This is a genomic window from Larkinella knui (assembly GCF_003858645.1).
GTDB lineage: Bacteria > Bacteroidota > Bacteroidia > Cytophagales > Spirosomataceae > Larkinella > Larkinella knui.
Genome location: NZ_RQJP01000003.1, coordinates 744,416 through 769,556, shown reverse-complemented (window position 1 = coordinate 769,556; position 25,141 = coordinate 744,416). Strand labels below are relative to the sequence as shown.

At 51.7% G+C, this 25,141-nt stretch carries 21 protein-coding genes; 15 read left to right on the top strand and 6 right to left on the bottom strand.

The genetic code is table 11. The annotated features are described in order from the left end of the window. Nucleotides 1-40 precede the first annotated feature (40 nt). Together EHT87_RS17235 and EHT87_RS17230 are read left to right on the top strand one after the other, a co-directional pair. Nucleotides 41-3,298, top strand: a complete 3,258-nt coding sequence (locus tag EHT87_RS17235; protein ID WP_124907892.1) for a SusC/RagA family TonB-linked outer membrane protein — start codon at nucleotides 41-43, stop codon at nucleotides 3,296-3,298. Between the two features lie 21 nt (nucleotides 3,299-3,319). After that, on the top strand, nucleotides 3,320-5,047 hold the full coding sequence (locus tag EHT87_RS17230) for a RagB/SusD family nutrient uptake outer membrane protein (RefSeq protein ID WP_124907891.1): 1,728 nt from the start codon (nucleotides 3,320-3,322) through the stop codon (nucleotides 5,045-5,047). 96 nt (nucleotides 5,048-5,143) lie between these two features. Here EHT87_RS17230 and EHT87_RS17225 read toward each other — a convergent pair whose 3' ends face one another. Continuing rightward, a complete protein-coding gene (locus EHT87_RS17225) occupies nucleotides 5,144-6,175 on the bottom strand; it encodes an oxidoreductase (protein ID WP_124907890.1) in 1,032 nt (343 codons plus the stop codon). 124 nt (nucleotides 6,176-6,299) lie between these two features. On the opposite strand from EHT87_RS17225, the gene tsaE reads away from it, so the two are divergent. The 3 genes from tsaE to EHT87_RS17210 all read left to right on the top strand — a co-directional run bounded on the left by tsaE (nucleotide 6,300) and on the right by EHT87_RS17210 (nucleotide 8,555). Next, nucleotides 6,300-6,710, top strand: coding sequence for a tRNA (adenosine(37)-N6)-threonylcarbamoyltransferase complex ATPase subunit type 1 TsaE (gene tsaE, locus EHT87_RS17220; protein ID WP_124907889.1), 411 nt, complete (start codon nucleotides 6,300-6,302; stop codon nucleotides 6,708-6,710). A gap of 114 nt (nucleotides 6,711-6,824) precedes the next feature. After that, nucleotides 6,825-8,036 carry an alanine dehydrogenase gene (locus EHT87_RS17215; protein ID WP_124907888.1) on the top strand — a complete coding sequence of 404 codons (1,212 nt, stop codon included), beginning with the start codon at nucleotides 6,825-6,827 and terminating at the stop codon, nucleotides 8,034-8,036. Nucleotides 8,037-8,147: 111 nt separating this feature from the next. Continuing rightward, on the top strand, nucleotides 8,148-8,555 hold the full coding sequence (locus EHT87_RS17210) for a hypothetical protein (RefSeq protein WP_124907887.1): 408 nt from the start codon (nucleotides 8,148-8,150) through the stop codon (nucleotides 8,553-8,555). Nucleotides 8,556-8,639: 84 nt separating this feature from the next. Here EHT87_RS17210 and EHT87_RS17205 read toward each other — a convergent pair whose 3' ends face one another. The 3 genes from EHT87_RS17205 to thrA form a co-directional block, all read right to left on the bottom strand. Beyond that, a complete protein-coding gene (locus tag EHT87_RS17205) occupies nucleotides 8,640-10,151 on the bottom strand; it encodes a capsule assembly Wzi family protein (protein ID WP_124907886.1) in 1,512 nt (503 codons plus the stop codon). A 146-nt stretch (nucleotides 10,152-10,297) separates the two neighbouring features. Further along, entirely contained in the window at nucleotides 10,298-11,227 is a 930-nt protein-coding gene (locus tag EHT87_RS17200) for a homoserine kinase (protein ID WP_124907885.1), read from the bottom strand. A gap of 70 nt (nucleotides 11,228-11,297) precedes the next feature. Beyond that, nucleotides 11,298-13,760, bottom strand: a complete 2,463-nt coding sequence (gene thrA, locus EHT87_RS17195; protein ID WP_124907884.1) for a bifunctional aspartate kinase/homoserine dehydrogenase I — start codon at nucleotides 13,758-13,760, stop codon at nucleotides 11,298-11,300. 294 nt (nucleotides 13,761-14,054) lie between these two features. Here thrA and EHT87_RS17190 point away from each other — a divergent pair, with 294 nt between their 5' ends. From EHT87_RS17190 to EHT87_RS17180, 3 genes are all read left to right on the top strand, one after another. Continuing rightward, nucleotides 14,055-15,158, top strand: coding sequence for a vWA domain-containing protein (locus EHT87_RS17190; protein WP_124907883.1), 1,104 nt, complete (start codon nucleotides 14,055-14,057; stop codon nucleotides 15,156-15,158). A gap of 86 nt (nucleotides 15,159-15,244) precedes the next feature. Continuing rightward, nucleotides 15,245-16,774: a sigma 54-interacting transcriptional regulator gene (locus tag EHT87_RS17185; RefSeq protein WP_124907882.1), complete on the top strand. Its 1,530-nt coding sequence runs from the start codon at nucleotides 15,245-15,247 to the stop codon at nucleotides 16,772-16,774. Nucleotides 16,775-17,034: 260 nt separating this feature from the next. Continuing rightward, a complete protein-coding gene (locus EHT87_RS17180; protein ID WP_124907881.1) occupies nucleotides 17,035-18,075 on the top strand; it encodes a porin family protein in 1,041 nt (346 codons plus the stop codon). A gap of 71 nt (nucleotides 18,076-18,146) precedes the next feature. On the opposite strand, the gene EHT87_RS17175 is transcribed toward EHT87_RS17180, so the two are convergent. Next, nucleotides 18,147-18,467 (bottom strand): heavy metal-binding domain-containing protein, encoded by a 321-nt coding sequence (locus EHT87_RS17175; protein ID WP_124907880.1) that lies wholly within the window; start codon nucleotides 18,465-18,467, stop codon nucleotides 18,147-18,149. Between the two features lie 364 nt (nucleotides 18,468-18,831). Here EHT87_RS17175 and EHT87_RS17170 point away from each other — a divergent pair, with 364 nt between their 5' ends. From EHT87_RS17170 to EHT87_RS17140, 7 genes are all read left to right on the top strand, one after another. Then, the gene (locus EHT87_RS17170) at nucleotides 18,832-19,386 is read left to right on the top strand and encodes a lipocalin-like domain-containing protein (protein WP_124907879.1); all 555 of its coding nucleotides are present in this window, start codon (nucleotides 18,832-18,834) and stop codon (nucleotides 19,384-19,386) included. 388 nt (nucleotides 19,387-19,774) lie between these two features. Then, the gene (gene gcvH, locus EHT87_RS17165; protein WP_124907878.1) at nucleotides 19,775-20,155 is read left to right on the top strand and encodes a glycine cleavage system protein GcvH; all 381 of its coding nucleotides are present in this window, start codon (nucleotides 19,775-19,777) and stop codon (nucleotides 20,153-20,155) included. 51 nt (nucleotides 20,156-20,206) lie between these two features. Beyond that, nucleotides 20,207-21,616, top strand: coding sequence for a dihydroorotase (locus tag EHT87_RS17160; protein ID WP_124907877.1), 1,410 nt, complete (start codon nucleotides 20,207-20,209; stop codon nucleotides 21,614-21,616). A gap of 6 nt (nucleotides 21,617-21,622) precedes the next feature. Next, entirely contained in the window at nucleotides 21,623-22,216 is a 594-nt protein-coding gene (locus tag EHT87_RS17155) for a DUF4199 domain-containing protein (RefSeq protein ID WP_124907876.1), read from the top strand. A gap of 18 nt (nucleotides 22,217-22,234) precedes the next feature. Further along, on the top strand, nucleotides 22,235-22,762 hold the full coding sequence (locus EHT87_RS17150; RefSeq protein ID WP_124907875.1) for a DUF4199 domain-containing protein: 528 nt from the start codon (nucleotides 22,235-22,237) through the stop codon (nucleotides 22,760-22,762). An 82-nt stretch (nucleotides 22,763-22,844) separates the two neighbouring features. After that, on the top strand, nucleotides 22,845-23,573 hold the full coding sequence (gldF, locus tag EHT87_RS17145) for a gliding motility-associated ABC transporter permease subunit GldF (RefSeq protein WP_124907874.1): 729 nt from the start codon (nucleotides 22,845-22,847) through the stop codon (nucleotides 23,571-23,573). A 1-nt stretch (nucleotide 23,574) separates the two neighbouring features. Next, nucleotides 23,575-23,922 (top strand): VanZ family protein, encoded by a 348-nt coding sequence (locus EHT87_RS17140; protein ID WP_124907873.1) that lies wholly within the window; start codon nucleotides 23,575-23,577, stop codon nucleotides 23,920-23,922. Nucleotides 23,923-24,026: 104 nt separating this feature from the next. On the opposite strand, the gene EHT87_RS17135 is transcribed toward EHT87_RS17140, so the two are convergent. Continuing rightward, a complete protein-coding gene (locus tag EHT87_RS17135) occupies nucleotides 24,027-25,127 on the bottom strand; it encodes an alkaline phosphatase family protein (RefSeq protein WP_124907872.1) in 1,101 nt (366 codons plus the stop codon). Nucleotides 25,128-25,141 lie beyond the last annotated feature (14 nt).

The window sequence follows — 25,141 nt, the reverse complement described above, 5'->3', positions numbered from 1 at the left end:
CAATTCAATCATCCTTTTTTACAAACCAACTACCATTTCTATGAGATACAATTACCTAAGGCCGTTGCGCTCATGCGCAACGGTGGCTTTGGCGTGGTTGCTGACGATTGCTGCCTGGGCGCAGGATCGCAAAATAACCGGCCTCATCACGGATGGCAACGACAGCAATCCCCTTCCGGGTGCCAACGTCGTTATTAAAGGAACAACCATCGGAGCAGCTACCGACGCCAACGGGCGGTTTACGCTCAATGTACCCACAGGACGTGATGTATTGACCGTTTCGGCCATCGGCTTCGCCGGGCAGGAGGTTTCGATCGGGAACCGGTCCGACATTACCGTTACCCTTCAGGCCGACATCAAAACCCTCTCGGAAGTGATTGTGACGGGGTACGGTACCCAGTCGAAGAAGGATATCACGGGGGCGGTGGCGACGGTGGATGCCAAGCAACTGCTTTCCGTACCGGCCACTAACGTTGGACAGGCACTGCAGGGCCGCGTGGCCGGGGTGCAGGTCGGCAATGAAAACTCGCCGGGTGGTGGCGTTATGGTTCGGATTCGGGGTTTTGGTACCATCAACGACAACTCCCCGCTTTACGTCATCGACGGAACGCCCACCAAAGGCAACCTGAATACGCTGAACCTGAACGACATCGAAACCATCCAGGTCTTGAAAGATGCGTCGGCGGCTTCCATTTATGGGTCACGCGCCGGGAACGGGGTGGTGATCATCACGACCAAGAAAGGAAAGATCGGAAAACCGAAATTTACGTACGACGTATACTATGGTACGCAACGTCCCGGTAAGTTTCTGGATTTGCTCAATACGGATCAATACGCTCAACTGGTTTGGGAGTCCCGGAAAAACTCCGGTGCGGTAGGAGCCAATGGCAACCCGACGCACTCGCAGTTTGGCAACGGCCCGACGCCCGTGATTCCGGACTATGTTTTCCCGAGCGCGGCTTCTGCCAGTGACCCGCGGGTGGCTCAGGACGCCAACGGAAACTACATCAACTACTCCAACAACATCGACAGCCCGGACTTTAACAAAACCAAGTGGTTGATTACCAAGGCAAATAAGACCGGAACCAACTGGCTCGACGAGATTTTTAATCCGGCACCGATTCAAAACCACCAGCTGGGGGTTTCGGGCGGAACGGAATCGGGCCGGTATGCCATGTCGCTGAATTACTTCAACCAGGAAGGGATTATGAAGTATACCGGTTACAAGCGGTATTCGCTGCGGGCCAATACGGAGTTTAACGTAACGAAAAAGGTCCGGGTTGGACAGAACTTTCAGGTGGCGTATGGCGAACGGCTGGGGCAGCCCAACGGAAACAGCAACGAAAGCAACCCGATCTCGTTTGCCTTCCGGATTCAGCCGATCATTCCGGTATTCGACGTGGCCGGTTATTATGCCGGAGCGCGCGGGGGCGACCTCGACAATGCCCGGAATCCGGTGGCCGATTTGTGGCGCAACAAGGATAATATTCAGAAAGAAGTCCGGTTGTTTGGAAACGCCTACGCCGAAGTCGATCTGCTGAAAAATCTGACGGCGCGCACCAGTTTCGGGATCGACTACAACCTGTATAACTTCAAAAACTATACGCTGCGCGACATTGAATCGCCCGAATCCCGTGGATCGAACAGCCTGCAAACCAACAACAGCTACGAATGGACCTGGACGTGGTATAATACGCTGACATACAATGTTATGCTTGGTGACAAACACCGGCTGAACTTCATTGTAGGGACGGAGTCGATCAAGAATTACTACGAATTTTTTGACGCCAGCCGGACCAATTTTGCGGTCGATGACATCGAAAACCGCTACCTCAGTGCCGGTACGGGGGTTCAAACCAACAACGGCGGGGCGTCGAACTGGCGGCTGGCTTCCGAATTTGCGAAAGCCAACTATGCGCTGGGCGATAAATACCTGCTCGATGTTACCCTCCGTCGCGACCGGTCTTCCCGGTTTGCCAAAGATTTCCGGGTGGCCTACTTCCCGGCGGTGAGCGCGGGCTGGCGGATCTCGCAGGAGTCGTTCATGAAATCGATGACCTGGATTGACGACTTGAAACTGCGGATTGGCTGGGGACAAACCGGGAACCAGGAAATTGGGAACTACAACCCCTACACCCAGTTCAGCACCAACCCGATCACGTCGTTTTACGACATCAACGGCACGCGTACGTCCGCCGTTCCGGGGTATGAACTGACCCAGTTCGGGAACGCCAATGCGAAGTGGGAAACCACCACCAGCACCAACATCGGTCTGGATGCCACGCTGCTGAAAAACCGGTTGAGTGTCGGTTTTGACTGGTATACGCGCACAACTTCTGACATGCTTTTCCCGGTTCAGATTCCGCTGACGCAGGGCGTGGCGACGGCACCATTTCAGAACATCGGTGAAATGCGGAACCGGGGTGTTGACCTGATGCTGAACTATAACGGCAAAATTGCCACGGGCCTGACGTATAATGTGGGCTTAAACGTCGGAACGTATCGCAACGAAGTGATCAAAACCACCGGCGATCCCAAAACGCAGTATTTTGGGATCAACGATGAGCGGATTCAGAACTTTGTCGTTACCCAGCAGGGCTACCCGATTTCTTCCTTCTTCGGCTACACGATCGAAGGTATTTTCCAAAGCGACGAAGAGGCTGCCAAGCATCCCGTCCAGTTTGGCAATGCGGCCACTGAAAACCGGGCGGGGCGGTTTAGTTTCAAGGATGTCAACGGCGATGGCAAGGTGGATTCCGGCGATCTGAGCATCATTGGTAATCCGCACCCGAAATTCAACTATGGGGTGAACCTGAACCTGAATTACAAAAATTTCGGTCTGACGGTTTTCGGCCAGGGCGTTCAGGGGAACGACATCTTCAATTACGTCAAATACTGGACCGACTTCCCAACGTTTGCCGGAAACCGCAGCACCCGGATGTTGTATGAATCCTGGCGGCCGGGCAAAACCGACGCCATTCTGCCCCAGTTGCGGTCGAGCGACCAGGTCAGTATCCTGCCGTCGACTTATTACCTGGAATCAGGGTCGTATTTCCGCTTCAAAAACATCCAGCTGACGTATACACTGCCCACCAAACTGCTGTCGAAATTAGGGCTGGGTCAGGCGTCGGTGTATGTACAGGGTCAGAACCTGGCAACGATCACGAAGTATTCGGGCATGGATCCGGAAATCAATCTTCGGAACTATACGGCTGGTAACGACCGCCAGATTGGTGTCGATGGAGGGTCCTATCCCGTTGCCAAAACCCTGTTGTTGGGCTTGAACCTGAGCTTTTAAGCAAGAAAGAGACAAAAAATCATGAAAAAAATAACCATATTTCTGTTCATCGTCTGCTGCATGATGGCAACATCCTGCTCCGACAAATTTCTGGAAGTGCAGCCCAAAGCCGCCCTTTCCAATACGGTTCTGCAAAATAAAGCCGGTATCAATGCCTTGCTGATTGGTGCGTATTCACTCCTCGACGGCTGGGCAACGGCCGAAGGAGCCTACCGCTCGTACCAATCCTCGGGCGACAACTGGGTGTATGGCAGTGTTGCTTCCGACGACGCCTACAAAGGAACGATTGCCGGTGACCAGCCCCCCATTTCGTTGATCGAACAGGGCAATATTCAGTCGGATAACATTTATTTCCGCGGCAAGTGGCGGGGCATGTACGACGGAATTGCCCGGGCCAACGATGTATTGCAGAATTTGCCGATGGCCAAAGACCTGACGGAGGCCGAAAGCAAGCAAATCATTGCCGAATCGCGGTTTTTGCGGGGTCATTACCATTTCGAACTCAAGAAGATGTTCAATATGGTGCCCTACATCGACGATAAAACGTATAGCCCGAGCGATCTGGAAAGTACCAAAGTGCCGAATAGCGAGGACATCTGGCCCAAAATCAATGCGGATTTACAAGCCGCTTACGACGTACTGCCCCCCACGCAGACGCAAAAAGGCCGGGTTACCAAATGGGCCGCTGCCGCTACATTAGCGAAAGCGTACCTGTTCCAGAAAAAATACGCCGAAGCCAAAACCTTGCTCGATGCGATTGTCGCCAGCGGTCAGTACAAATTGATGCCGTTGTACCACGACAACTTCCGCGCCGTGACCAACAACAATGCCGAATCTATTTTCGAAATCGAACACTCGGTGAACGATGGGGCATCGGGCGGTGAAAATGGCAACATCGGAGCGACGTTGAATTATCCGTACGGTGGCGGTGGGGTGACGACCTGTTGCGGTTTCTTTCAGCCTTCCCAGAATTTAGTGAATGCTTTCAAAACGGACGCCAACGGTTTGCCGCTGCCGGATGACTTCAATAAGGAAGACATCAAAAGCGACCAGGGCATCGAATCGACGGCGCCATTTACGCCTTATGAAGGTACCGTTGATCCGCGCCTGGATCATACGGTGGGTCGCCGGGGCATTCCATTTCTGGATTGGGGCGTCCATCCCGGCAAATTATACGTTCGCGATCAGGCGTATGGCGGTCCCTACTCGCCTAAAAAGCACGTGATGTACCGTTCCGATGTGGGAACGAACACCTTCGCGAGCAACCCCCGTCTGAACGCCAATAACTACCGCATGATTCGGTATTCACACGTTCTGTTGTGGCTGGCAGAAGCGGAAGTTGAGGTGGGTAGTCTGGAAAAAGCCCGGGATTACGTCAACCAGATCCGCCGTCGGGCGGCCAATCCGGATGGGTTTGTGAAGGGTGCCGACGGAAAACCGGCGGCCAATTACGTGATCAAGGAATACACCTCGGCCTGGACCGATAAAGCCGTCGCCCGCAAAGCCGTCCAGTTTGAGGAGCGTCTGGAGTTTGGCATGGAAGGCCACCGCCGGTTCGATCTGGTTCGCTGGGGCATCGCCGATCAGGTGTTGAATGCCTATTACCCGGCGGAAGCCAAAAAACGGTCGTACCTGAATGGGGTGACGTTCATCAAAGGCAAGCACGAATACTTCCCGATTCCGTTGCAGGAAATTCTCAATAGCCAGAAAAACGGTCAGCCAACGCTGAAGCAGAATCCGGGGTATTGATTTTTTAGAGTAAAGAGAAGCGACAAGAGAATAAAGACGAGTTCCTTGAAGGGGTAGCTCAGTCTCTATTCTCTTGTCGCTTCTCTTTACTCTCTATTAAAACTCCAGTACTTTTTTCGTTTTGCTGCTTTCTCCGGCCAGTTCGATAATCTTAATAACGGCCAGAGTCTGTTCGGGTGTTACCTCCTGCGGGATTTCACCGACAATGGCCCGGTATAAATTATCGTAAAAACGGTGGTAATTCCCCGGCAGGCTCGGGAAGGTAGCGCGTCCTTCGGTGGTGGTCAGCGTTCCATATTGCGTTTCGGGTTCGGCACCCCAATCCGGCGTATTGGGCAGAATATTTTTGCGCTGGGTTTCTTCCTGAATGTCCAGTCCGTGTTTGATAAACGAACCTTTGGTGCCGTGAATGATATACCGCAAGCTGTTGTCGACGGCGAGCATCGACGATTTCAGAATGACGCGTTTATCGGCATAAAATAACTTCACGTCGAAATAATCATCCAGAATTCCGCCTTCCCGAACGATGCGAACATCCGCCGAAACGGCTTCCGGGAGGCCAAAAAGCGCAATGGCCTGGTCGATCAGGTGCGGACCCAGGTTAAAGAGGTTGCCTCCGCCGGCGGGATCTTTTTCTTTCCAGCTATCCAGAATCGCGGGCCGGTAGCGGTCGTACCGGCATTCGTATTCAACGACATCGCCCAGCGGGCCTTCCTGCAAAAGCTGCTGAATGGTCAGGAAATCAGCGTCATAGCGCCGGTTCTGATACGGTATGGCCACTAGCCCTTTCTGTTGCGCCAGTTCCAGCAAGTCACGGGCCTGCTCGAGAGTAGTAGCAAACGGCTTTTCGATCAGGACGTGTTTCCCGGCTTCGAGAGCGGCTTTGGCGTACGGAAAATGGGTATCGTTGGGCGAGCCGACAATGATGAGGTCAATGGCCGGGTCGGTCAGCAAATCCTCGTGACTGCGAACGGTTTTAATGGTTGGGTCGAACGCTTCGGCTTCATTGCGGTGACGTTCAACCACTTTCGCTATTTTAAAATGCGGATTAACGGTTAGGAAAGGTGCGTGGAAATACCGGCCCGAAAGTCCGAAACCGATTAATCCAACCTGAAGGGTACGAGACATAGAAAGTTAGAATCAAGAGTTGAGGGCCGAAGATGACTAATTTTAGCCAGAAGGTCAACTGTCGGTAACAGCCTGTCGGAGACAAAGAAAAGTGTTATCTTTGGAATTGGAATGAATGGACAGAATGACCTTACGCTTTCGAAGCCTTGCTGAATTGGATACCGTTGCCGGACATTTGATTGATGCCGGAAGCAGGTATTCCGTCTGGTTGTTCGACGGGGAGATGGGAGCGGGGAAAACCACCCTCATCAAAGCCGTCTGCCAGCGGCTGGGCGTTGTAAATACGGTTCAAAGCCCGACATTTTCCATTGTAAATGAGTATGTTACAAATTCGGGTGAACCGGTCTACCATTTTGATTGTTACCGGCTTCGCAACGAAGAAGAAGCGCTGGATAGCGGTTTGGAGGAGTACATTGATTCGGGAGAACGCTGTTTGATTGAATGGCCCGAACGAATTGCCGGATTATTGCCGCCCGATGCCTGGACTATTCACCTGCGGGTTGAAGACGGCGAACGAATACTGGAAACCAATTGATAAAATGACGGATTAAGAATGATGGAGTACACAATCGTCGCGGGGGCTGGGCAGAAAACCGACCCGGCGAAGGTTTTAAAATTCGCCATTCGTAATTCATAAATCCCGTTTATAGTGACTGGGTTTGAAGAACTAGCAAAGCAAACGGCACTTTATCCGCAGGAAGCTCCTGCCGCTGTTAAAAAGCACAATGGCAGTCTCATGATTGGGATGCCCAAAGAGGTTTCATTGCAGGAAAACCGGATTGCCCTGACGCCCGAAGCGGTCAACATTCTGGTGCGGCACGGCCACGAAGTACTGGTGGAAAAAGGTGCCGGTGAGGGCGCCAAGTTTTCGGATAACGACTACAGCGAAGCCGGAGCCCGCATTGCGCCTTCGCCCAAAGAAGTGTACGATGCGAACCTGATTCTGAAAGTGGAGCCGCTTGTTGACCAGGAGTTCGACTACATCAAAACCGGAAGCACCCTCATTTCGGCCGTCAATCTGCCCAATCACGAAAAAAAATACTTTGAACGGCTGAATAGTAAAAAAATCACCGCACTCGGCTATGAATACATCGAGGACAAAGTCGGCGGAATGCCGGTGATCCGGGCGATGAGCGAAATCGCGGGCAGCACGGTGATGCTGATTGCCGGTGAATACCTCAGCAGTGCCAACAGCGGCCGGGGTGTCATTCTGGGCGGTATTACGGGCGTTCCCCCCACCAAAGTGGTGATTCTGGGGGCCGGAACGGTGGCAGAATATGCCGCCCGGACGGCTTTGGGACTGGGTGCCGAAATCAAGATTTTTGATAAACACATTTACAAGCTGCAACGGCTGAAATACGCCATTGGGCAACATATCTATACGTCGATTATTGAAACCGACACCCTGTCGGAAGCCATTCAGCGGGCTGACGTGGTGATTGGAGCCATGCGCGCCGAAGACGGTTTAAGCCCGATTGTGGTTACGCAGGAAATGGTTTCGCACATGAAACTGGATGCGGTTATTATTGACGTGTCTATCGATCAGGGCGGTAATTTTGAAACGTCCCGGATGACGACCCACAAGGCACCGACGTATAAATTTCAGAATGTGATCCATTACTGCGTTCCAAACATTGCTTCGCGGGTCGCCCACACGGCGAGTCTGGCGTTGAGCAACATTTTTCTGCCCTTCTTGTTACAGACAGGAACCATCGGCGGAATCGAAGAAATGATGTTTGCGAACCGGTGGTTTATGAAAGGTGTTTACAGTCATAACGGCCTGTTAACCAACGCCTACATTGCCAAAAAATTCAATATGCGGTTTAAAGACCTGAGCCTTTTGTTAGCCGCCAGAATTTAAATTTAACGTTTTCGGTTTTCAGTATACGGTATTCGGTTGGCTGACGCATTCTTTCATGCATGCGTCAGCCAACCGAATACCGTATACTGAAAACCGTATACCGAAAAAAAAATGATCAACAACAGTAACGAAAATATTCTGCTTGACGACGCCAATTCGCCAGATGTAAACCGCAAACTGATGAGTGCGGTTTCGACTGATTTTGTGAAAGTGTCGGACACCCTGCGTGAAGCATCGTACGTGATCCGGAAGCGCGGTTTTACCGAAAATCCGATATTTGTGGCTTCCCGACGGGCGGTCGATATTGGCCAATTGCTGCTCGGCCCCAACGAACTGGCCGGGAATGCGTGGACCTACCGGGCCTCCCTGCTGGACGAATTCGTTCAGCGCAAGCTCGTTGCGGAAGAGTCGGTTGACTTGTTCAGGGAAAGTTACAAGAACCCCGATGAATATTGTTGCCTGTTCGTAATCGAAGGTGACTTTGCGGGATTTATATTCATTCCTTTTCCCGAAGACTAGGCCCGGTTTCGGGTTGTAACTGAGGCCCTTTGCGCGTTCAGGTAGCACCTCAACACCTGTAAACCGTATATCGAAAACCGTAGCCTACTTCCGAATCCGGTATTTGTAATAATCCCAGGTTTTTCGAATACCGGCGTATACGCCACTGCTGTTTTGGAATAAATCGCCCTGGTCGGCAGCCGCCGAGAAATTGAACAGCAGCCCGTGCTGGTTCAGGGGTAATTCGAGGGTCATCCCCGCTGAAATTTGCCGGATTTTTTCCGGGAACGGAGCATCGTAAGTGCCATAATTTTCGCTGTAGGAGAATTTAAACTGGAACAGACAATTTCTGGCAAAATTACCCTGAATACCGGCATGATACACCCGAACCCGGTTGTTACTGAAAAAACCGTATTGGGACAGACCGGGGCGGGTGTCGGTAACGGGCGTGATGAAAGGCGTTCCGATGGTTCGACCAAAGTAGGACCAGCCGTCCTGATACTGGGTATGGTTGAAGTAATTATCCTTGCCGCGAAATTTATTACCATCCGAAAATACACCGCCCCCCTGACTTTTCGTGTATAAAAGCTCCACCACCGCGCCGGTGATCCGGAAACCGGACGTGGCGGGTTGCAAATTCCGAAACCGTAGCCCCGTTAGCCCATCTTCGATGTTGGTGAGGTAATACAGTGACCCATCTTCGTAGATGCTTTGGTGGTATAGTAAAACGGAGAATTGCCGGGAGCTAAATTCCATGCCTATGTCTATGGTTCCCAGGTGATTACCGACCCGGTTTTCCCGGTCAAACTGACTATATCGGGTGGTGTCGAGACCGGTCAGGCGGCCCAGGCTATTCCCCAGCGTGACGAAAAGGTAGTCCTGAAAACTGGCGGGGAAGTGGCCGTTTTTGATAATGGATTCCGACAGTTGATCGGTTACACCGCCCCATTGTGCCTGATGATTAAAACCGGCGTAGAACTTTACGGGCCAGCGGGGTTTTCCCAGGCGTGCATACAACGATTTCTGGTGTAGAAAATAATGCTGGACGCGTCGTTGGCTTCCAAACCAGCCGTGGGCTAAAGAACCCCGAAAAGAAAGCAGGCCCTTCGTAAAGCCGATGGGCGTATAGTCAGGCAGACTAATCTGTATTTTGGGTAAGGGCAACGCATTTCCCGACCAGCTGTAGGAGCCGGAACTAAGCGTCGAATCGACTAAACCGACGATTTCGCGTCGTCGTCCCGCCATGATTTCAAACACGCCGGTGCGAATTTTAACGTAAGCTTCCGGGATTAGTATGGTTTGTTTTGCCTTGGCACCCCAGTTCGAAACGCCTTCAAAACCGTACCCAAAGCCAAACCGATCCCGTCGTCGGGGCGATGTGAAGTCCGTGAGCGGATAAAAGCGGTAATCCTGGCGAACACCCGCCCGCAGAGTCGCGGTGGGCAGGGTGTTGGGCACGATGCCGTATTGATTGGTGCGCAGCCAGAATGGAGTTTGCTTCGACGGGGCATAAAAACCGCCAATTTCGGCAAAGAATCGACTGGGCCTGGTTTCAATAACGGGCTGACTGAATACCCAAATTGGAAAGAAAACGCACAGGAGTAGTGCTCTTATCATATCGCATTGAAAAAAGATTTCGACGTTTCATATGAGTTGAGCACCGTAACGAGGCACGATTCGCTTCAATTTAGCCTGCAATACTTGCTTGCACAGCTTATCATGCTTGTTTAGTTGTATATGCAAAAATTATTCCACATTTTGAGTTAGCCAAGTACCCGCGGACCTTCCTGATTGATACCGGAGACGTAAAGTTCACTGCCAATGCCGACGGCCTGGAAAGCCGCCTGCATGCTGTTGCCAACCCGGAGAGCGGTCGGTTGATCACGACTCAGGGCAAACATAGAAGGGCCGGAGCCGGAAATGCTGCAGCCGAGGGCTCCCGCTTCGAGGGCGGCCTGTTTCACCTCGCTGAATTCGGGGATGAGAATGGCGCGGATCGGTTCAATAATCACATCGACCATGGAACGTCCGATGAGGTCATAATCGGGTTTCATCAATCCCGCAATCAGTCCGGCAACGTTGCCCATCTGGATGATGGTGTTTTTCATCGACACTTCATTTTTCAGAATGTGCCGGGCGTCTTTCGTGTTGACTTCGATTTCCGGGTGAACGATGGTCGCAAAAAGCTGGGCGGGTGTACTGATGGTGATGATATCCAGCGGGTTATAGCTCCGGATGACCACAAAACCGCCCATCAGCGAAGGTGCCACATTGTCGGCGTGGGCCGAGCCACAGGCGAGCCGTTCGCCTTCCATCGCAAAAGGAAGCAGGTCGATCTGTTTGAGCGGGCGGCCCAGCAGTTCGTTGATGGCAAATACGCCCGCAACGGCACTGGCCGCGCTGGAACCCAAACCGCTGCCGAGCGGCATTTTTTTGTGCAGAATCAACTCAAGTCCCTGGTCGGATTCGATGTGTTTCAGGTACGTCTGAATGGCAATACCGGCGGTATTGCGTTCGGCCTGTTTGGGCAGCCGGCCTTCATCACCAACGATGGCTTTGATCCGGACGCCCGGCAGGTCACTTTTACGGACAATGATCTCGTCGCCGGGACTATCGACGGCAAAACCGAATATGTCAAAACCGCAGGCAACATTCGCGACGGTGGCAGGGGCAAATACTTTTATTGAATCCACAGGATGTAAGTTATTGCAGTGGCAATACCATTCTTTTGTCTAACTATACAAAATGGGTGGGTTATTTAGTTCACGCCAGATAACTCCCAATACTGACCACATCGGCAAATACGCCCGTTGCCGTCACTTCGGCACCCGCGCCGGGACCTTTAATCACCAGCGGCCGCTCTTTATACCGCTCCGTTGTAAACGAAATGATGTTGTCGGCACCCGAAAGCGAATAAAAAGGATGGTCGAAACCGACCGACCGCAGTTCAATGGTCACTTTCCCGTTTTCAAACGTGGCGATATACCGTAATTTTTCGTTGCGCTCTTCGGCCCCCTGAAGCAGGTTTTCAAAATACGCATGGTTACGGTCCAATTCCTCGAAAAAGGCCGGAATACCGGGGGCTTTGATGCAGCTTTCGGGCAGGAGATTGTGGATGGTGACGTCGGACGGCTCCAGCTCGAAACCGGCTTCACGGGCCAGAATCAGGATTTTTCGGGCGACATCCATGCCACTCAGGTCTTCGCGCGGGTCGGGCTCGGTGAACCCTTTTTCCTTGGCTTCCTTCACAATAGTGGCAAAGGAAACGCCGGGTTTGAAGTTGTTGAAAATATAGGATAATGTGCCCGATAAAATGGCTTCAATTTTCAGAAACCGGTCCCCGGACGTCATCAGACCCTGCAAGGTGTTGATGATGGGCAGACCCGCGCCGACGTTGGTTTCGTACAAAAACTTGACCCCTCGCCGGACCGTCGCCCGCTGTAACCGTTTGTATTCGGCATACGAGCCGGAATTTGCCACCTTGTTCGGGGTGACAATCGACACGTTGGCGTTGAGTAGCGGTTCATAAAACAACGGGATGTCTTTGTCGGCCGTACAGTCGATAAACACACTGTTGGGCAGGTTGTAATCTTTTAATTTTTCAACGAAAGCGGGTAATGACGTCGTTACGCCTTCAGTCGTCAGCCGTTCTTTCCAGTTGGTGAGATCGATTCCTTTGGGGTCGAGCAGCATTTTCTTGGTGTTCGACACTCCGACCAGGCAAATGCGCAGGAGCTTTTCGGTGCGCAGAAACTCGTATTGCGATTCGATTTGTTGCAGTAGCGTTCGGCCAATCAGGCCCGCCCCAACCAGATACAGGTTGAGAATCCGGGCTTCGGACTGGAAAAATACGTTGTGCATCGCATTGAGCGCTTTCGAAAGGTTGTTTTTGTTGATTACCACCGAAATGTTGATCTCCGACGAACCCTGCGCGATGGCGATAATGTTGACCCCGTTTTTACCCAGCACCGAAAAGAGCTTCCCGGCGATGCCCGAACTCTTTTTCATGCCTTCGCCCACGGTGGCAATGATCGAAAGGTCTTTTTCGATGCTGATGTTGTCGACATGTCCGTGGGCAATTTCGGTCGCAAATTCCGCTTCCAGAATGTCGCGGACGCGTTCGGCGTTGCGGGGTTCGATGGCAAAACAGATCGAATGTTCCGACGAAGCCTGGGAAATCAGAATGACGCTGATTTTGTAATGCGCCAGCGTGCTGAACAGCTTGGCCGAAACCCCGGCCACACCAATCATCCCGCTGCCCTGAATGTTGACCAGCACAATATCGTCGATCGACGAAATACCGGTAATGGTAAAATCGCGCCGGTCGGCGGTCCGGCTAATTACGGTGCCTTCGTGACTCGCATTGAACGTATTCAGAATGCGAATCGGAATATTTTTGGCAAAAGCCGGTTGCAGTGTGGGCGGATAAATGACCTTGGCCCCAAAATGGCTCAACTCCATCGCTTCCGCGTAGGTGATCGTCGGAATATTGAAGGCGTTGGGCACTTTGCGCGGGTCGGCGGTCATCATCCCGTCGACGTCGGTCCAGATATCGATGAAGTCGGTGTTCAAAGCCGCCCCCAGAATCGACGCCGTGTAGTCGGAACCACCCCGGCCCAGCGTCGTCGTTTCGTTGTTGGCCGTCGAACCAATGAATCCCGTCACAATGGGCAAATCCGTTCCAATGGTGGCAAAATAATCCCGGATCAACTGGTTCGTCATCGATTCGTCGACCGTTGCCATACTAAACTGGGCGTCGGTTTTGATGAGTTCACGGGCGTCGCAAAACCGGGCCGGAACGCCTTTGCTTTTCAGACACTCGCTGATGACGAGGCACGAAAGCCGTTCACCGAAGCTCATCACCAGATCCAGCGTCCGATCCGATAACTCGCGAATCAGCGATACACCCCGCAGTAAATCTTCGAGTTCGTTGACCGTACCACGGACTTTGCCGAACACCTTGCTTTGTTCCTTAATTGGAATTAACCCCTTAATGACGTTGAAATGGCGGTCTTCAATGCCCCGAATCAGTTCCAGATAATCCGGATTGTTGACCGCTGCCATCCGGCCAATTTCAATCAACTGGTTGGTCACCCCGCTCATGGCCGACAGCACGACGGCCCCGAGGGTATCCCCGTTCTGGCGGTGGTTCAGAATGATGGCAATGACTTTTTTGATATTCTCAACGGATTTTACCGACGTTCCGCCAAATTTCAATACGTTCATACAGTGGGAAATTATTGAATAAGTGAATCGCTGGCTGAAACGCCACAATTCGGATTCTGTATTGATGATGAAGGGAAAAGGAGCGCAAATATAGGGAAAAAGCAGGTTGTGTACAGCAAAGAAATCGAAACGAAAAACAGAGAACTGCCAATCCGACTGGATACGTACGCCGGAACGGGGGATGAATGAGGGTATGAGAATTACCGGAAAATTCGTATTTTCACTAAGCGAACAAATCCGCTGAACGCGCTGTTCTTTCTTCAACGATAACCGCTGACCTAACGACCGTATTCCATGAAAGGCTTCCAATTCTCTAATTATATTCCGCCCGAAAAAAAAGAAGGCAGCAAATTCGACCAGTTGCTCAATATTTTTCAGCAACTCTTGCTGATGACCTCGGGGAATGTCGAACAGGCGCTGGCCTACCTGAACGACCTCGATCGGCGCTATGGGCTCACCGACGACAAATACGGCATTGGCAATTTCGTCGATGAAATGAAAGAAAAAGGCTACCTGACCGAGCAGAACGAAGAGGGTACGCTCGCCATGACCGCCAAAAGTGAACAATCCATCCGCAAGTCGGCTTTGGAGGAGATTTTTGGAAAACTGAAACGCTCGAAAAGCGGGGGCAACCACCACACGCCGTTTACGGGCGTGGGCGACGAACTGAGCAGTGACCTGCGCGACTTTCAGTTTGGGGATTCACTCGAACAGATTTCCATGACCGAATCCATCCGAAACGCCCAGATTAACAGTGGCGTCAATGAATTTACGCTGATGGAGCGTGATCTGGAGGTGGTTCAGAAAGAACAGAAAACCCAGACTTCGACGGTTTTGATGATCGACGTCAGCCACTCGATGATTCTTTACGGCGAAGACCGCATTACGCCCGCCAAAAAAGTCGGTATGGCGCTGGTCGAACTGGTCAAGCAGAAATACCCCAAAGATACCCTCGACATCATTGTTTTTGGCAACGACGCCTGGCAGATTCAGGTGAAGGATTTGCCGTATCTGGAAGTGGGGCCCTACCACACCAATACCGTGGCCGGGCTCGAACTGGCGATGGATTTACTGCGTCGGCGGAAAAACAAGAACAAGCAGATTTTCATGATTACCGACGGAAAACCGACCTGTTTGAAAGAAGGTATCAAATATTACAAAAACAGTTTTGGTCTGGATCGCAAGATCGTGTCGAAAACGCTGACACTGGCGGCCCAATGCCGTCGGCTCGATATCCCGATTACCACCTTTATGATTGCCTCTGATCCCTACCTGAAGCAGTTTGTTCATGAATTTACGAAGGTGAACAACGGCCGCGCTTACTACAGCGGTTTGCAGGGACTGGGAAACATGATGTTTGAAGATTTCCAGCGAAACCGCCGGAAGAATATGAAATAACCGGGAACGGGGATCGGCAAAACTAATTCCGGCCGATCCCCGTTACTTCAATAAAACCACCATTTCCGACGCTACACAACGATTTCATGAGCTATTCATCCCTGAAGAGTAAAGAGTTAGTAAAAATAAAAACCCTCGGCGAACTGAAAGCTGCCGGTTACAAGTCCAAATCCATTAAACAAGAACTTCGCGACAACTTAATTGAGAAAATTAAGGCGAAAGAGGCCGTTTTTCCTGGTATCTGGGGCTACGAAGACACCGTCATTCCGGATGTTGAACGGGCTATTCTGTCGATGCACCACATCAATTTGCTGGGGTTGCGCGGGCAGGCCAAAACCCGGATTGCCCGGCTGATGGTCAATTTGCTGGATGAATACATTCCGGTTGTGGAAGGCTCCGAACTGAATGACGATCCGCTGATGCCACTTTCCCGGTTTGCGCACGACGTTATTGCCGAAAAAGGCGATGCGACTCCCGTTGCCTGGTTGCATCGCGATGATCGCTATACCGAAAAACTGGCCACACCCGATGTGTCCGTTGCCGACCTGATCGGCGATGTCGATCCGATCAAAGCCGCTACCTTGAAGTTACCGTATTCGGATGAACGGACGATTCACTTTGGGCTGATTCCCCGTTCGCACCGGGGCATTTTTGTCATCAATGAATTACCGGATTTGCAGGCCCGGATTCAGGTGTCGCTGTTCAATATTTTGCAGGAAGGTGATATTCAGATCCGCGGTTTTAAATTACGCTTACCGCTTGACATTCAGTTTGTTTTTACGGCCAATCCGGAGGATTATACCAACCGGGGCAGTATTGTAACGCCCTTGAAAGACCGGATCGATAGTCAGATTGTGACGCACTATCCGAAGTCGCTGGAAATTGGAAAGAAAATTACGCAGCAGGAAGCCATTGTCAAGACCGAGCAAAAAGGCATGGTAAAAACCAACGACCTGGTTGCCGATCTGATTGAACAGATTGCTCTCGAAGCCCGTGACAGTGAATACGTTGACTCAAAAAGTGGGGTTTCGGCGCGGTTGACCATCGCGGCTTTTGAAAACCTGCTGTCGGCAGCCGAACGCCGGGCGTTGCTCAATGGCGAGAAGGAAACGTATGTTCGGATTACGGATCTGTATGGCGTTATTCCGGCGATTTGCGGAAAAGTTGAGCTGGTGTACGAAGGTGAAGTGGAAGGCCCGGTGATCGTGGCCCAAAACCTGATCGGAAAAGCCATTCGAACGCAGTTTCTGAATTATTTCCCGAATCCCGAAAAGGCGAAAAAACAGAAAGGCGGTAATCCCTACAAAAAGATAACCGACTGGTTCGGCGATGGAAATATCATGGATTTCCTGAACGACCTGCCCACGCGCGATTACGAAAACCGCCTGAAAGCCATCGACGGTCTGGACGATGTGGTCGATTCGCTGCACTCCCGGCTGAGTCGGCAGGAGAAACTGTTTATGATGGAATTCGCGTTGCACGGTCTGGCGGAATATTCGCTCGTGGGCAAGAAGGCGATGGATACCGGTCAGCAGTTTAAAGACCTGTTAGGCAGCATGTTCAGCCCCGGCACCAACTTCGGTGACGACGATGATGACGACGAAGACCGGTTTTAAAATAAGGATGAGTTATGAATGATGAACGATGAATGGCTAACGCATTTGAATCCGCGCGTTAGCCATTCATCGTTCATCATTCATAACTCATCATTCACAAAAAAGGCAGCCCGTTGTGCGGGCTGCCTTTTTTGTGTCGTGAAATGCTACAGTGAAACTACGCTCAAAAATCACGTAGTTCTTCTCTTTCAATGCGATGTTCAGCGCTATAATTTTGCAGCATCAGTAACAACAGATACACATCACTTAGTGAACATCGAATGAAAGCATCATTTTTTACCATGTGCCTGCTGGCAGTCGGCCTGTTGGCTGAGGCTCAAACCGCCAAACCCAAAACGACGACAACAGCCGCTAAGCCCATAGCGACCGTACAGAAAAAACCGGTAACTACGGCCCAGAAGAAAACCACTACCACCAAGCCGAGAACCACCGCAGCGAAGAAACCCGCACCGAAGCCAGCCATTGCTACAGCTCCGCAGGCCACAACGACGGCGGTTGCCTCCGTAACGACAACCGCCGAAACCGAACCGCTGCTGGCGCAACAAACCGGTGCCGAGACGAAACCGCAGCCGGAAATGGCAACGAAAGAAACGGCCAAACGCTCGAAAAAAGGAAAGGCTGAAAAACCGGAGAAGGCTCCAAAGGCCGAAAAAGTGGCCAAACCGGAGAAACCGGCCCGCATCAAAACGGAATCGGCCTATTCGGGCAAGGGACTTTCAATTGGTATTCGGGGCGGTGTCAATGCCTTGTTGAATGAGTTCAACCCCGGTTTGGAAGGAACCGAAGGTGGGGAGTCACAAACGGCGCCAGGCTTTACGGGCGGTCTGGTGATTAACTACGGACTTGGGAACGTCTTCTCGATTCAGCCGGAGATACTGTATACACGCCGGTCGGTGAAATTTGCCGGTGAATCCAGTGAGGGCAATTTTTCAATCCAGGCATCGGCCAGTGCCATAGAAATACCGCTTTTACTGAAGCTTTCCTTTGGCCGAAAAACCCGGTTTTTCGTGAATGCCGGGCCCTATGTCGCCTACGGTCTGAGTAGCGCAGCCAAAATTGTCGTGGCTGGTGAAACCCTGCTGGACGAAAAACAGAAATTGACCAAAGACGACGACCGGCTGGAATACGGCGCTACCGGCGGCCTTGGGGTATCCATTCCGGTCGGACCGGGTCGGTTGCTGATCGAAGGACGGTATACCTACAGCCTGGGAACCAACGCCGATCCGCAACCGGCGGAATACGTAAGCCAGCAGGTGTCTACGTTCTCGGTTGGGTATACATTTCCGCTGGGAAAACGGTAAGGGGCTGACGAATAACAGGAATGAAGCGTTGCTTCGGTGTTACGGCTCGACGCTTCATTCCGGCCACCTGCTCATTCGATCACTACTGCCGTGCCGTTGGCACTGACCATGAGCAAACCGCCGTTGTTGCCAATGGTTTGATAATCCAGATCGACGCCAATAATGGCATTGGCTCCCAGCCGCTGGGCCTGTTCAATCATTTCTTTCATCGCGATACTCTTGGCTTCCCGTAAGGCCTGCTCGTAAGCGGCTGAACGCCCGCCGACTACATCGCGCACAGTCGCAAAGATGTCTTTAATCAGGTTCGAACCAATGATGGCTTCACCGTTGGCCAGGCCAAGGTATTGCACGATCCGTTTGCCTTCGATATTCGGAGTAGTTGTTATCAGCATAGACTTGATCTGAGTGTAACCGACTGGCGGTTCCTGGTTTAGTGGTGATCCGACGGGGTCAAAATTATATATCGGGAAGTCACCAGATGACAGAGTTACACAGAAGATTATTTTTTAAGTATGGGCTATTTGTTTTCCCTTACAGGCGGTATTCAATCGCATCCGTGATTAGAGAAAAAACGGGTTTTTACCGCCAAACCAAGCTCCGACGATGCTCAACAAAACCGCCAAACCAGTTCATGGGACGGATGTAACTGTTCAAGCCTAAATATACGCATTTCACGAGTAATGCACTGGCTGACCGCCCCGATTTTACCCAATTTTGAATCACAAATCAATTTTTAACAATCAAATCAAACAACAAATGAAAAAGACAACAGTACTTCTGAACCGTGTGAATTTCCGTTATGGCTGGACTCTCATGATGTTATTGGCGCTACCCCTCTGGTTTGCCAGCTGTAGCAAAGACAAGGATAGCAATGGCGAACCGGATGTAAAACCATCCGCCGTGAGTGGAAGCTGGAAAATTTCGGGAATGAAAGTGAATCCGGGAATTGATTTTGGTGATGGGAAAAAAGTTACCGATTTACTCGCTTTCTTCAATGAAAATGGAGCCGAAGACGCCGTTGCCTGTTTAACGGACACCAAAGTTACCTTTAACAGCAACGGAACCATCACCGGAACGCCTTCACCGAGTTGCAAATCGGATGACCTGGATGATTTTAATCCGGCTGAAGACAAATCCAAGTGGTCGGTCAACGGTAATAAACTGACCATTACCGATAGCGATGGTGCCCAGGTTTACGATCTGGAAACGTCGGGTAATACGATGAAGTGGAGTGCGACGCAGAAAGACGATCTGGATGGCGACGGCAAGATCGACACGTACACCATGACGATTGAATTTAAGAAAGCGTAAGCCGCTGATAAAGAAGTAAGCTGACCGCCCGCCCATCGACTTGTCGATGGGCGGTTTTTTTGTTTATTATAAACCGGTAGTTCATGCCGATCCGAATACCGGGGGACTGTTTTCATTGCCGCCACACCCGACGCGAAACTCCGGGTAGTCGATTGCCGGACGGGAAGTTACAGTTACTTTGCGAAATGCAGCTTCCGGCTACGCGACACCCGTGACCTATCCGGTGTGGAAAACAGTACGTAGGGATTGCCTGCGGGGCGGAAAACGGAAAACCCGCTCGGGACCGCTGCGTAGCCTTCGCGCTCAAATGACTGCGAACAAGGCCGTGAGGAAGGTTTGTAAAACCGTTTTACCTGTGTAAATTGCAGCGCTAAACGAAATGGTACGTATGGATTTTCCCGCAGAATTAAAGTATACGCAAGATCACGAGTGGATTCGCATCGAGGGGGATACGGCCCTCGTCGGTATCACGGATTTTGCCCAAAGTGAATTAGGTGATATTGTGTTCGTGGACATCACGAGCGTTGGCCAGAGTTTGGCGAAAGGTGAAATATTCGGGTCGATTGAAGCCGTAAAAACCGTGTCTGACCTGTTTTTGCCCATTCCGGGTGAAGTACTTGAAATTAATCCGGAAGTTGAAAAATCACCCGAACTGGTCAACGACGATCCGTACGGCCGGGGCTGGATTATTCGGGTAAAACTAACCGACGGTGCCGAAGCCGAAGATTTGCTGTCGGCCGAAGCCTATAAAGATTTGGTGGGCGCGTAAGCCACCGATTGAATCAGGAAGCTCCAGCCGGGGCTTTTTTTTTGCATTCTCATGAAATTACTCATCCGTGCCGCCCGAATCGTAGACGCACAGTCGCCATTTAATGGACAGGTTCGTGACGTATTACTAGAAAATGGTCTGATCCGCCAGATCGGCGAATCCCTCAGCGCTGATGCCGACGAGTCTGGTGTCGCTGTCAAAATCATTGAACAGGCTGGTTTGTGTATTTCTCCGGGCTGGGTCGATCTGCGGGTTTCGGCCAAAGACCCCGGGTATGAACAAAAGGAAGATTTGACTACGGTTTGCCGGGCCGCCATGCTCGGCGGTTTTACCGACATCGCCATTCTTCCCAATACCAAACCCGTTCTCGATTCGAAAGATACGATCGGGTATGTCCGGCAGGCCACACTGGGGCAACCGGTGAATGTGCACGCCATTGCCGCCATCACCAAACGAACGGAAGGGCAGGATTTTACGGATATGATCGATCTGCATCATGCCGGGGCGGTGGCGTTTTCCGATGGTGAAAAACCGCTGACCCATCCCGACCTGCTGCTGAAAACGCTCCAGTATCTGCGCCCTTTCAACGGTTTGCTGATGAATCGCCCGGAAGAGCAGCATCTTACCTTGTTCGGGCAGATGAACGAGGGCCTTTCCAGTACGTTGCTGGGCCTGAAAGGGATGCCCGCGATGGCCGAAGAAATGATGATCGAGCGGGATTTGCGGATTCTGGACTACCTGTACCCGCGGACTCCAATCCGTGAAAATCCGGCCTTTGACGGGGCTGACTTTGACCGGGAGAAAGAGGCCGTTGCAGGCGGGGACGGAGGTTCCGAATCGCAAGGACTGAACGGGGCCGCCCGGCGGTCCGTGGAGACGCCGGTTTTGCACTTTTCCACCATTTCGACGGCCCGCGCCGTCGATTTGATCCGGCAGGCCAAACAGCAGGGGTTGCCGGTAAGTTGCGATATGGCCGCCCACCAGCTGGCTTTTACGGACTCGGCGTTGATGGGTTTCGATACCAATCTGAAAGTAAATCCCCCGTTTCGGTTGCCCGCCGACCTTGAAGCTCTGAAGCAGGGACTGGCCGACGGCACCATCGACGCCATCGTTTCGGACCATAATCCGCAGGACGACGAAAGCAAGAACATCGAGTTCGACCACGCCGAATTTGGCCTTATCGGCCTGGAAACCGCTTTTGCGGTGGTCCGTACCCATTATCCCGAATGGCCGCTTGAACCGCTGATCGAAGCCTTGACGCACCGGCCACGCCAGATTCTGCGGCTGCCGTCGCTGACCATCGACGAAAATCAACCCGCCACCCTGACGGTATTCGATCCGGATTTGGAGTGGACGTACGAACGAACCGCTTCCCGGTCAAAAAACTCGCCGTTTTTTGGCAAGACTTTACGGGGAAAGGCGTTATGGATTATCAACAAAGGCTTTATTGAACATTTATAAAACGCAGTGAAACAACTTATTTCGTTTTTTAACCATCCGTTATTAAAGGTCCCGGTATTTTTCGGGATACTGGCGGGGGTATTGTGTTTCGCGTATTTTCTGGCCCTTTATGGCCTGGGCATTATGCCCCTGGGCAATCATAAAGTGCTGGATTTTGGCTTTCAGATCATCATGATGGTGGCGGCTGTCTGGTATTATCGCAAGAACATCGGTCACGGTTTTCTGCATCTTTGGGAGGCCCTCAGCATCTGCTACGTGGTCAACACGGTGGGGGCCATGCTGACGGCCTGGTTGATTTATCTGTTTCTGAAGTATATCGACCCCACGGTTTTTACGCACTATCTCGATGAAATGCGGCAGCTGATTATGGCAACGAAAGGGCGGCTGGTAGAGACATTGGGCCAGGCTGAATACGTCAAAATGCTCAAAAAAGTCGACCAGATTACGCTGGAGACACTGGTGGGGGACGAAATAAGTAAGAAAACCGTGCTGGCTATCTTACCCGTATTGATAATTTCCTTACTTTTCAGAAGGCAAGACTATAGTCTGTACAATCCGGCCCCCGACGAACCGGACCGCTCCCAATCCCCCAAATCCTAATCGAAAACTCGTATTGAAATGGAAGAAAAACCATCTACCGCTCGCCTGGCTCTTAAATGGGGCTTGATATCCGGCGTCATTTTTATGGTTTATACCACCGTCATCAACCTTACCGGGCAATTTTCCAATACGGCTTTGCCCTGGTTGAGTTTGCTGATTTCTATTGTGCTTATCGTCATGGCGATGCGTGAATTCCGCACGCTTAACGGCGGGTTTATGAGTTTTGGCGAAGGCGTTAGTCTGGGAACGTTACTTTCCGTGATTTCGGGGTTAATCTCGATCACCTACAACCTTATTTATACGACTTTCATCGACCCAACCATTCGCCAGCAGATGTTGGACAATGCGCGCGAGCAGATGGAAAACCGGGGCATGGCGGACGAACAGATCGAACAGGCCATGGAATTTACCGAAAAAATTCAGAGCCCCGGCTTGCAGTTTCTGGTCGGTATTCTGTTTGCGGCTATTTTTGGGGTGCTCATCTCCTTAATTGCTGCTGCGTTTATCCGGCGGAATAAACCGCCATTTTCCGATTTTCAAAATTGATGTAGAGAAATGACAGGAGATAAACCAGACCTGCTTCAGCGTATCTTTTTCTCTTGTCTGTCCTCTCTGGTCTGATCACGCTATGCTGCCTGTTTTCCGTAAAGAAATCAACGGCTTTTTTAGTTCGCCGGTCGCCTATGTCATCATGGTCGTTTTCCTGACGGCGGTGGGGCTGATGCTGTGGGTGTTTCCGGACACGAGTCTGCTGGATTACGGCTACGCCGATCTGGGTGGCTTTTTTTCGATAACACCCTACGTCATGCTGTTTCTGATTCCGGCCATCACCATGCGTTCCATTGCCGAGGAGGTTCGGGCCGGAACCATCGAGTGGCTGCTCACCAAACCGCTGATGCGCTGGCAGTTGGTTCTGGCCAAATTTATGGCAAACTGGTTGGTGGTGGTTTTGTTGTTGCTGCCCACGCTGCTCTACTATTATTCGGTGTATCAACTGGGTAATCCGCCCGGTAATCTGGATTCCGCTTCCGTTTTCGGTTCCTACGTCGGGCTGCTGTTGTTGGGGGGCGTGTTTGTGGCGGTGGGCCTGTTCGCTTCATCCGTCAATGACAATCAGGTAGTTGCGTTTGTTGTCGGCGTATTTCTGTGTTTTTTGCTATACATGGGCATCAGCTCCGTTGCGGGCCTGGAGTTTTGGGGCACGCTGTCTTATCCGCTGACCTGGATTGCGCTCGACGAGCAGTATCAGGCGTTGGGACGTGGCCTGATCGACTCCCGGAATGTGATTTATTTACTGAGTGTGATTACGGTTTTCTTATTTCTGACCGAGTGGCGAATGACCGCCCTCACCCGCTGATATGCGACTTGACGTTCTGGTAAAATGGGCCGCAATCGGCTGGACAATCGCTATTTTCATTGGCTGTGCCTGGCCAAGTGACTATCCTTCTCCGGATTTTACGGTAAATGACAAAGTCATTCACGTAAGTATTTTCGGGTTGTGGGGTTTCCTGTGGGGAACGGTTTACCGGTTTCCGCTGCGCCTTTTTGTAATTGGTGTGCTCTATGGTTTTTTGATTGAGATTTACCAGCTGGTTATGCCCATCAACCGGAACTTCGAATGGTTGGACCTCGCGGCTGATGCCGTCGGTATTGCCGGTGGCCTGGTGGTCAGTGTCATTCTGATGCGCAGGATCTTGAAAGGCTGATGAACCGGGAATTCGAAATGGATGGAAGCGTTTTGTAACTACCTTAAAACGGGCGACCATACAAGGGGATCATTGAGTTTTCAGTGATCCCCTTTGTTTTTTGTCTACGGTTTCAAAACCGTCAGAACCGGTGGGCCAACCGGGTGCTCACAGCGGAAATCCTGTCCCAAAAGCCGGGCCACCGTAGCGGCCAGCTGATTCTGAAACAAAACCGGTCCGCCGGATTGCTCACCGGTGGGGGGCGTGTCGGGCCCGATGACGGCAAACCACATCTGGTAGGAATCCGGCGTTTTGGTGCCGTGCCCTTTCCAGGTGGCTTTCGGCGTATGACCCCGCCCGTGATCGGTTGTGACGATGAGCGTGGTTTTTCCGGCGTATTGCGGCAGTTGCTGGATGGTTTTCCAGAGATCGGCCATGAACGCATCAACGGTATTCACCATTTTCAGGTCGTCGGCATACCGGCCGGCATGGGCCAGCCCGTCGGTTTCGTCAAATTGCATGAACAACACCCGGGGGCGGTTTTGCAGCAGATAGTTTTTGGCGGCAAAATACGTCAGGAAATCGCTGCGTACGGTTTTGTCCCAAACCTGCGCCGGAATGGTGCTCATCATGCTGTTGAGTAGCGAATCGGTACTGGTTTTGGGCGCGGGAACCGGTTCATTCCCCGAATTGGCATAAATACCGGTTTTCTTCTCGTTCACGGCGGCTTCGATTACATCCCAGGACGAAAAAGCCGCAATTCTACCTTTGTAGGCGGGTTGATTGTGCAAAAATTCGAGAACGGTGGTATTCGGATTGTCAATTTTATCATTCGATTTAATGCGGTCGTCGGAATATCCCGAAAGAATTTCATTGTAACCCGGATAACTGAACCAGTACGGATTGGACGTATTTACCCGGCTGTTTTTCAGTCGGTTGCCATACAACTGGCCTTGTTTGGCGATGGTGTTCCAGAAGAACGGAAACAGCCGCTGCCGCCGTTCTGGTGGGGTTGAAGCCCAGAAAAATTTTCGCGCCGAGGCCGTATCGGGCGAATAAACCGGGTCGAAAAGCAAGGTTGAATCGGCACCCGAAAAGACCTCCTGCCACCGGACACCGTCGAGCGTGACTAAAATGACGTTTTGCGTTTGCTGGGCCTGCAGGAGCGGAAGGCGACTTACAGCCAGAAAGAGTATCAGGCAGAGGTTGCGTAGGACTGGAGTCATATTCGGTGGAAAAG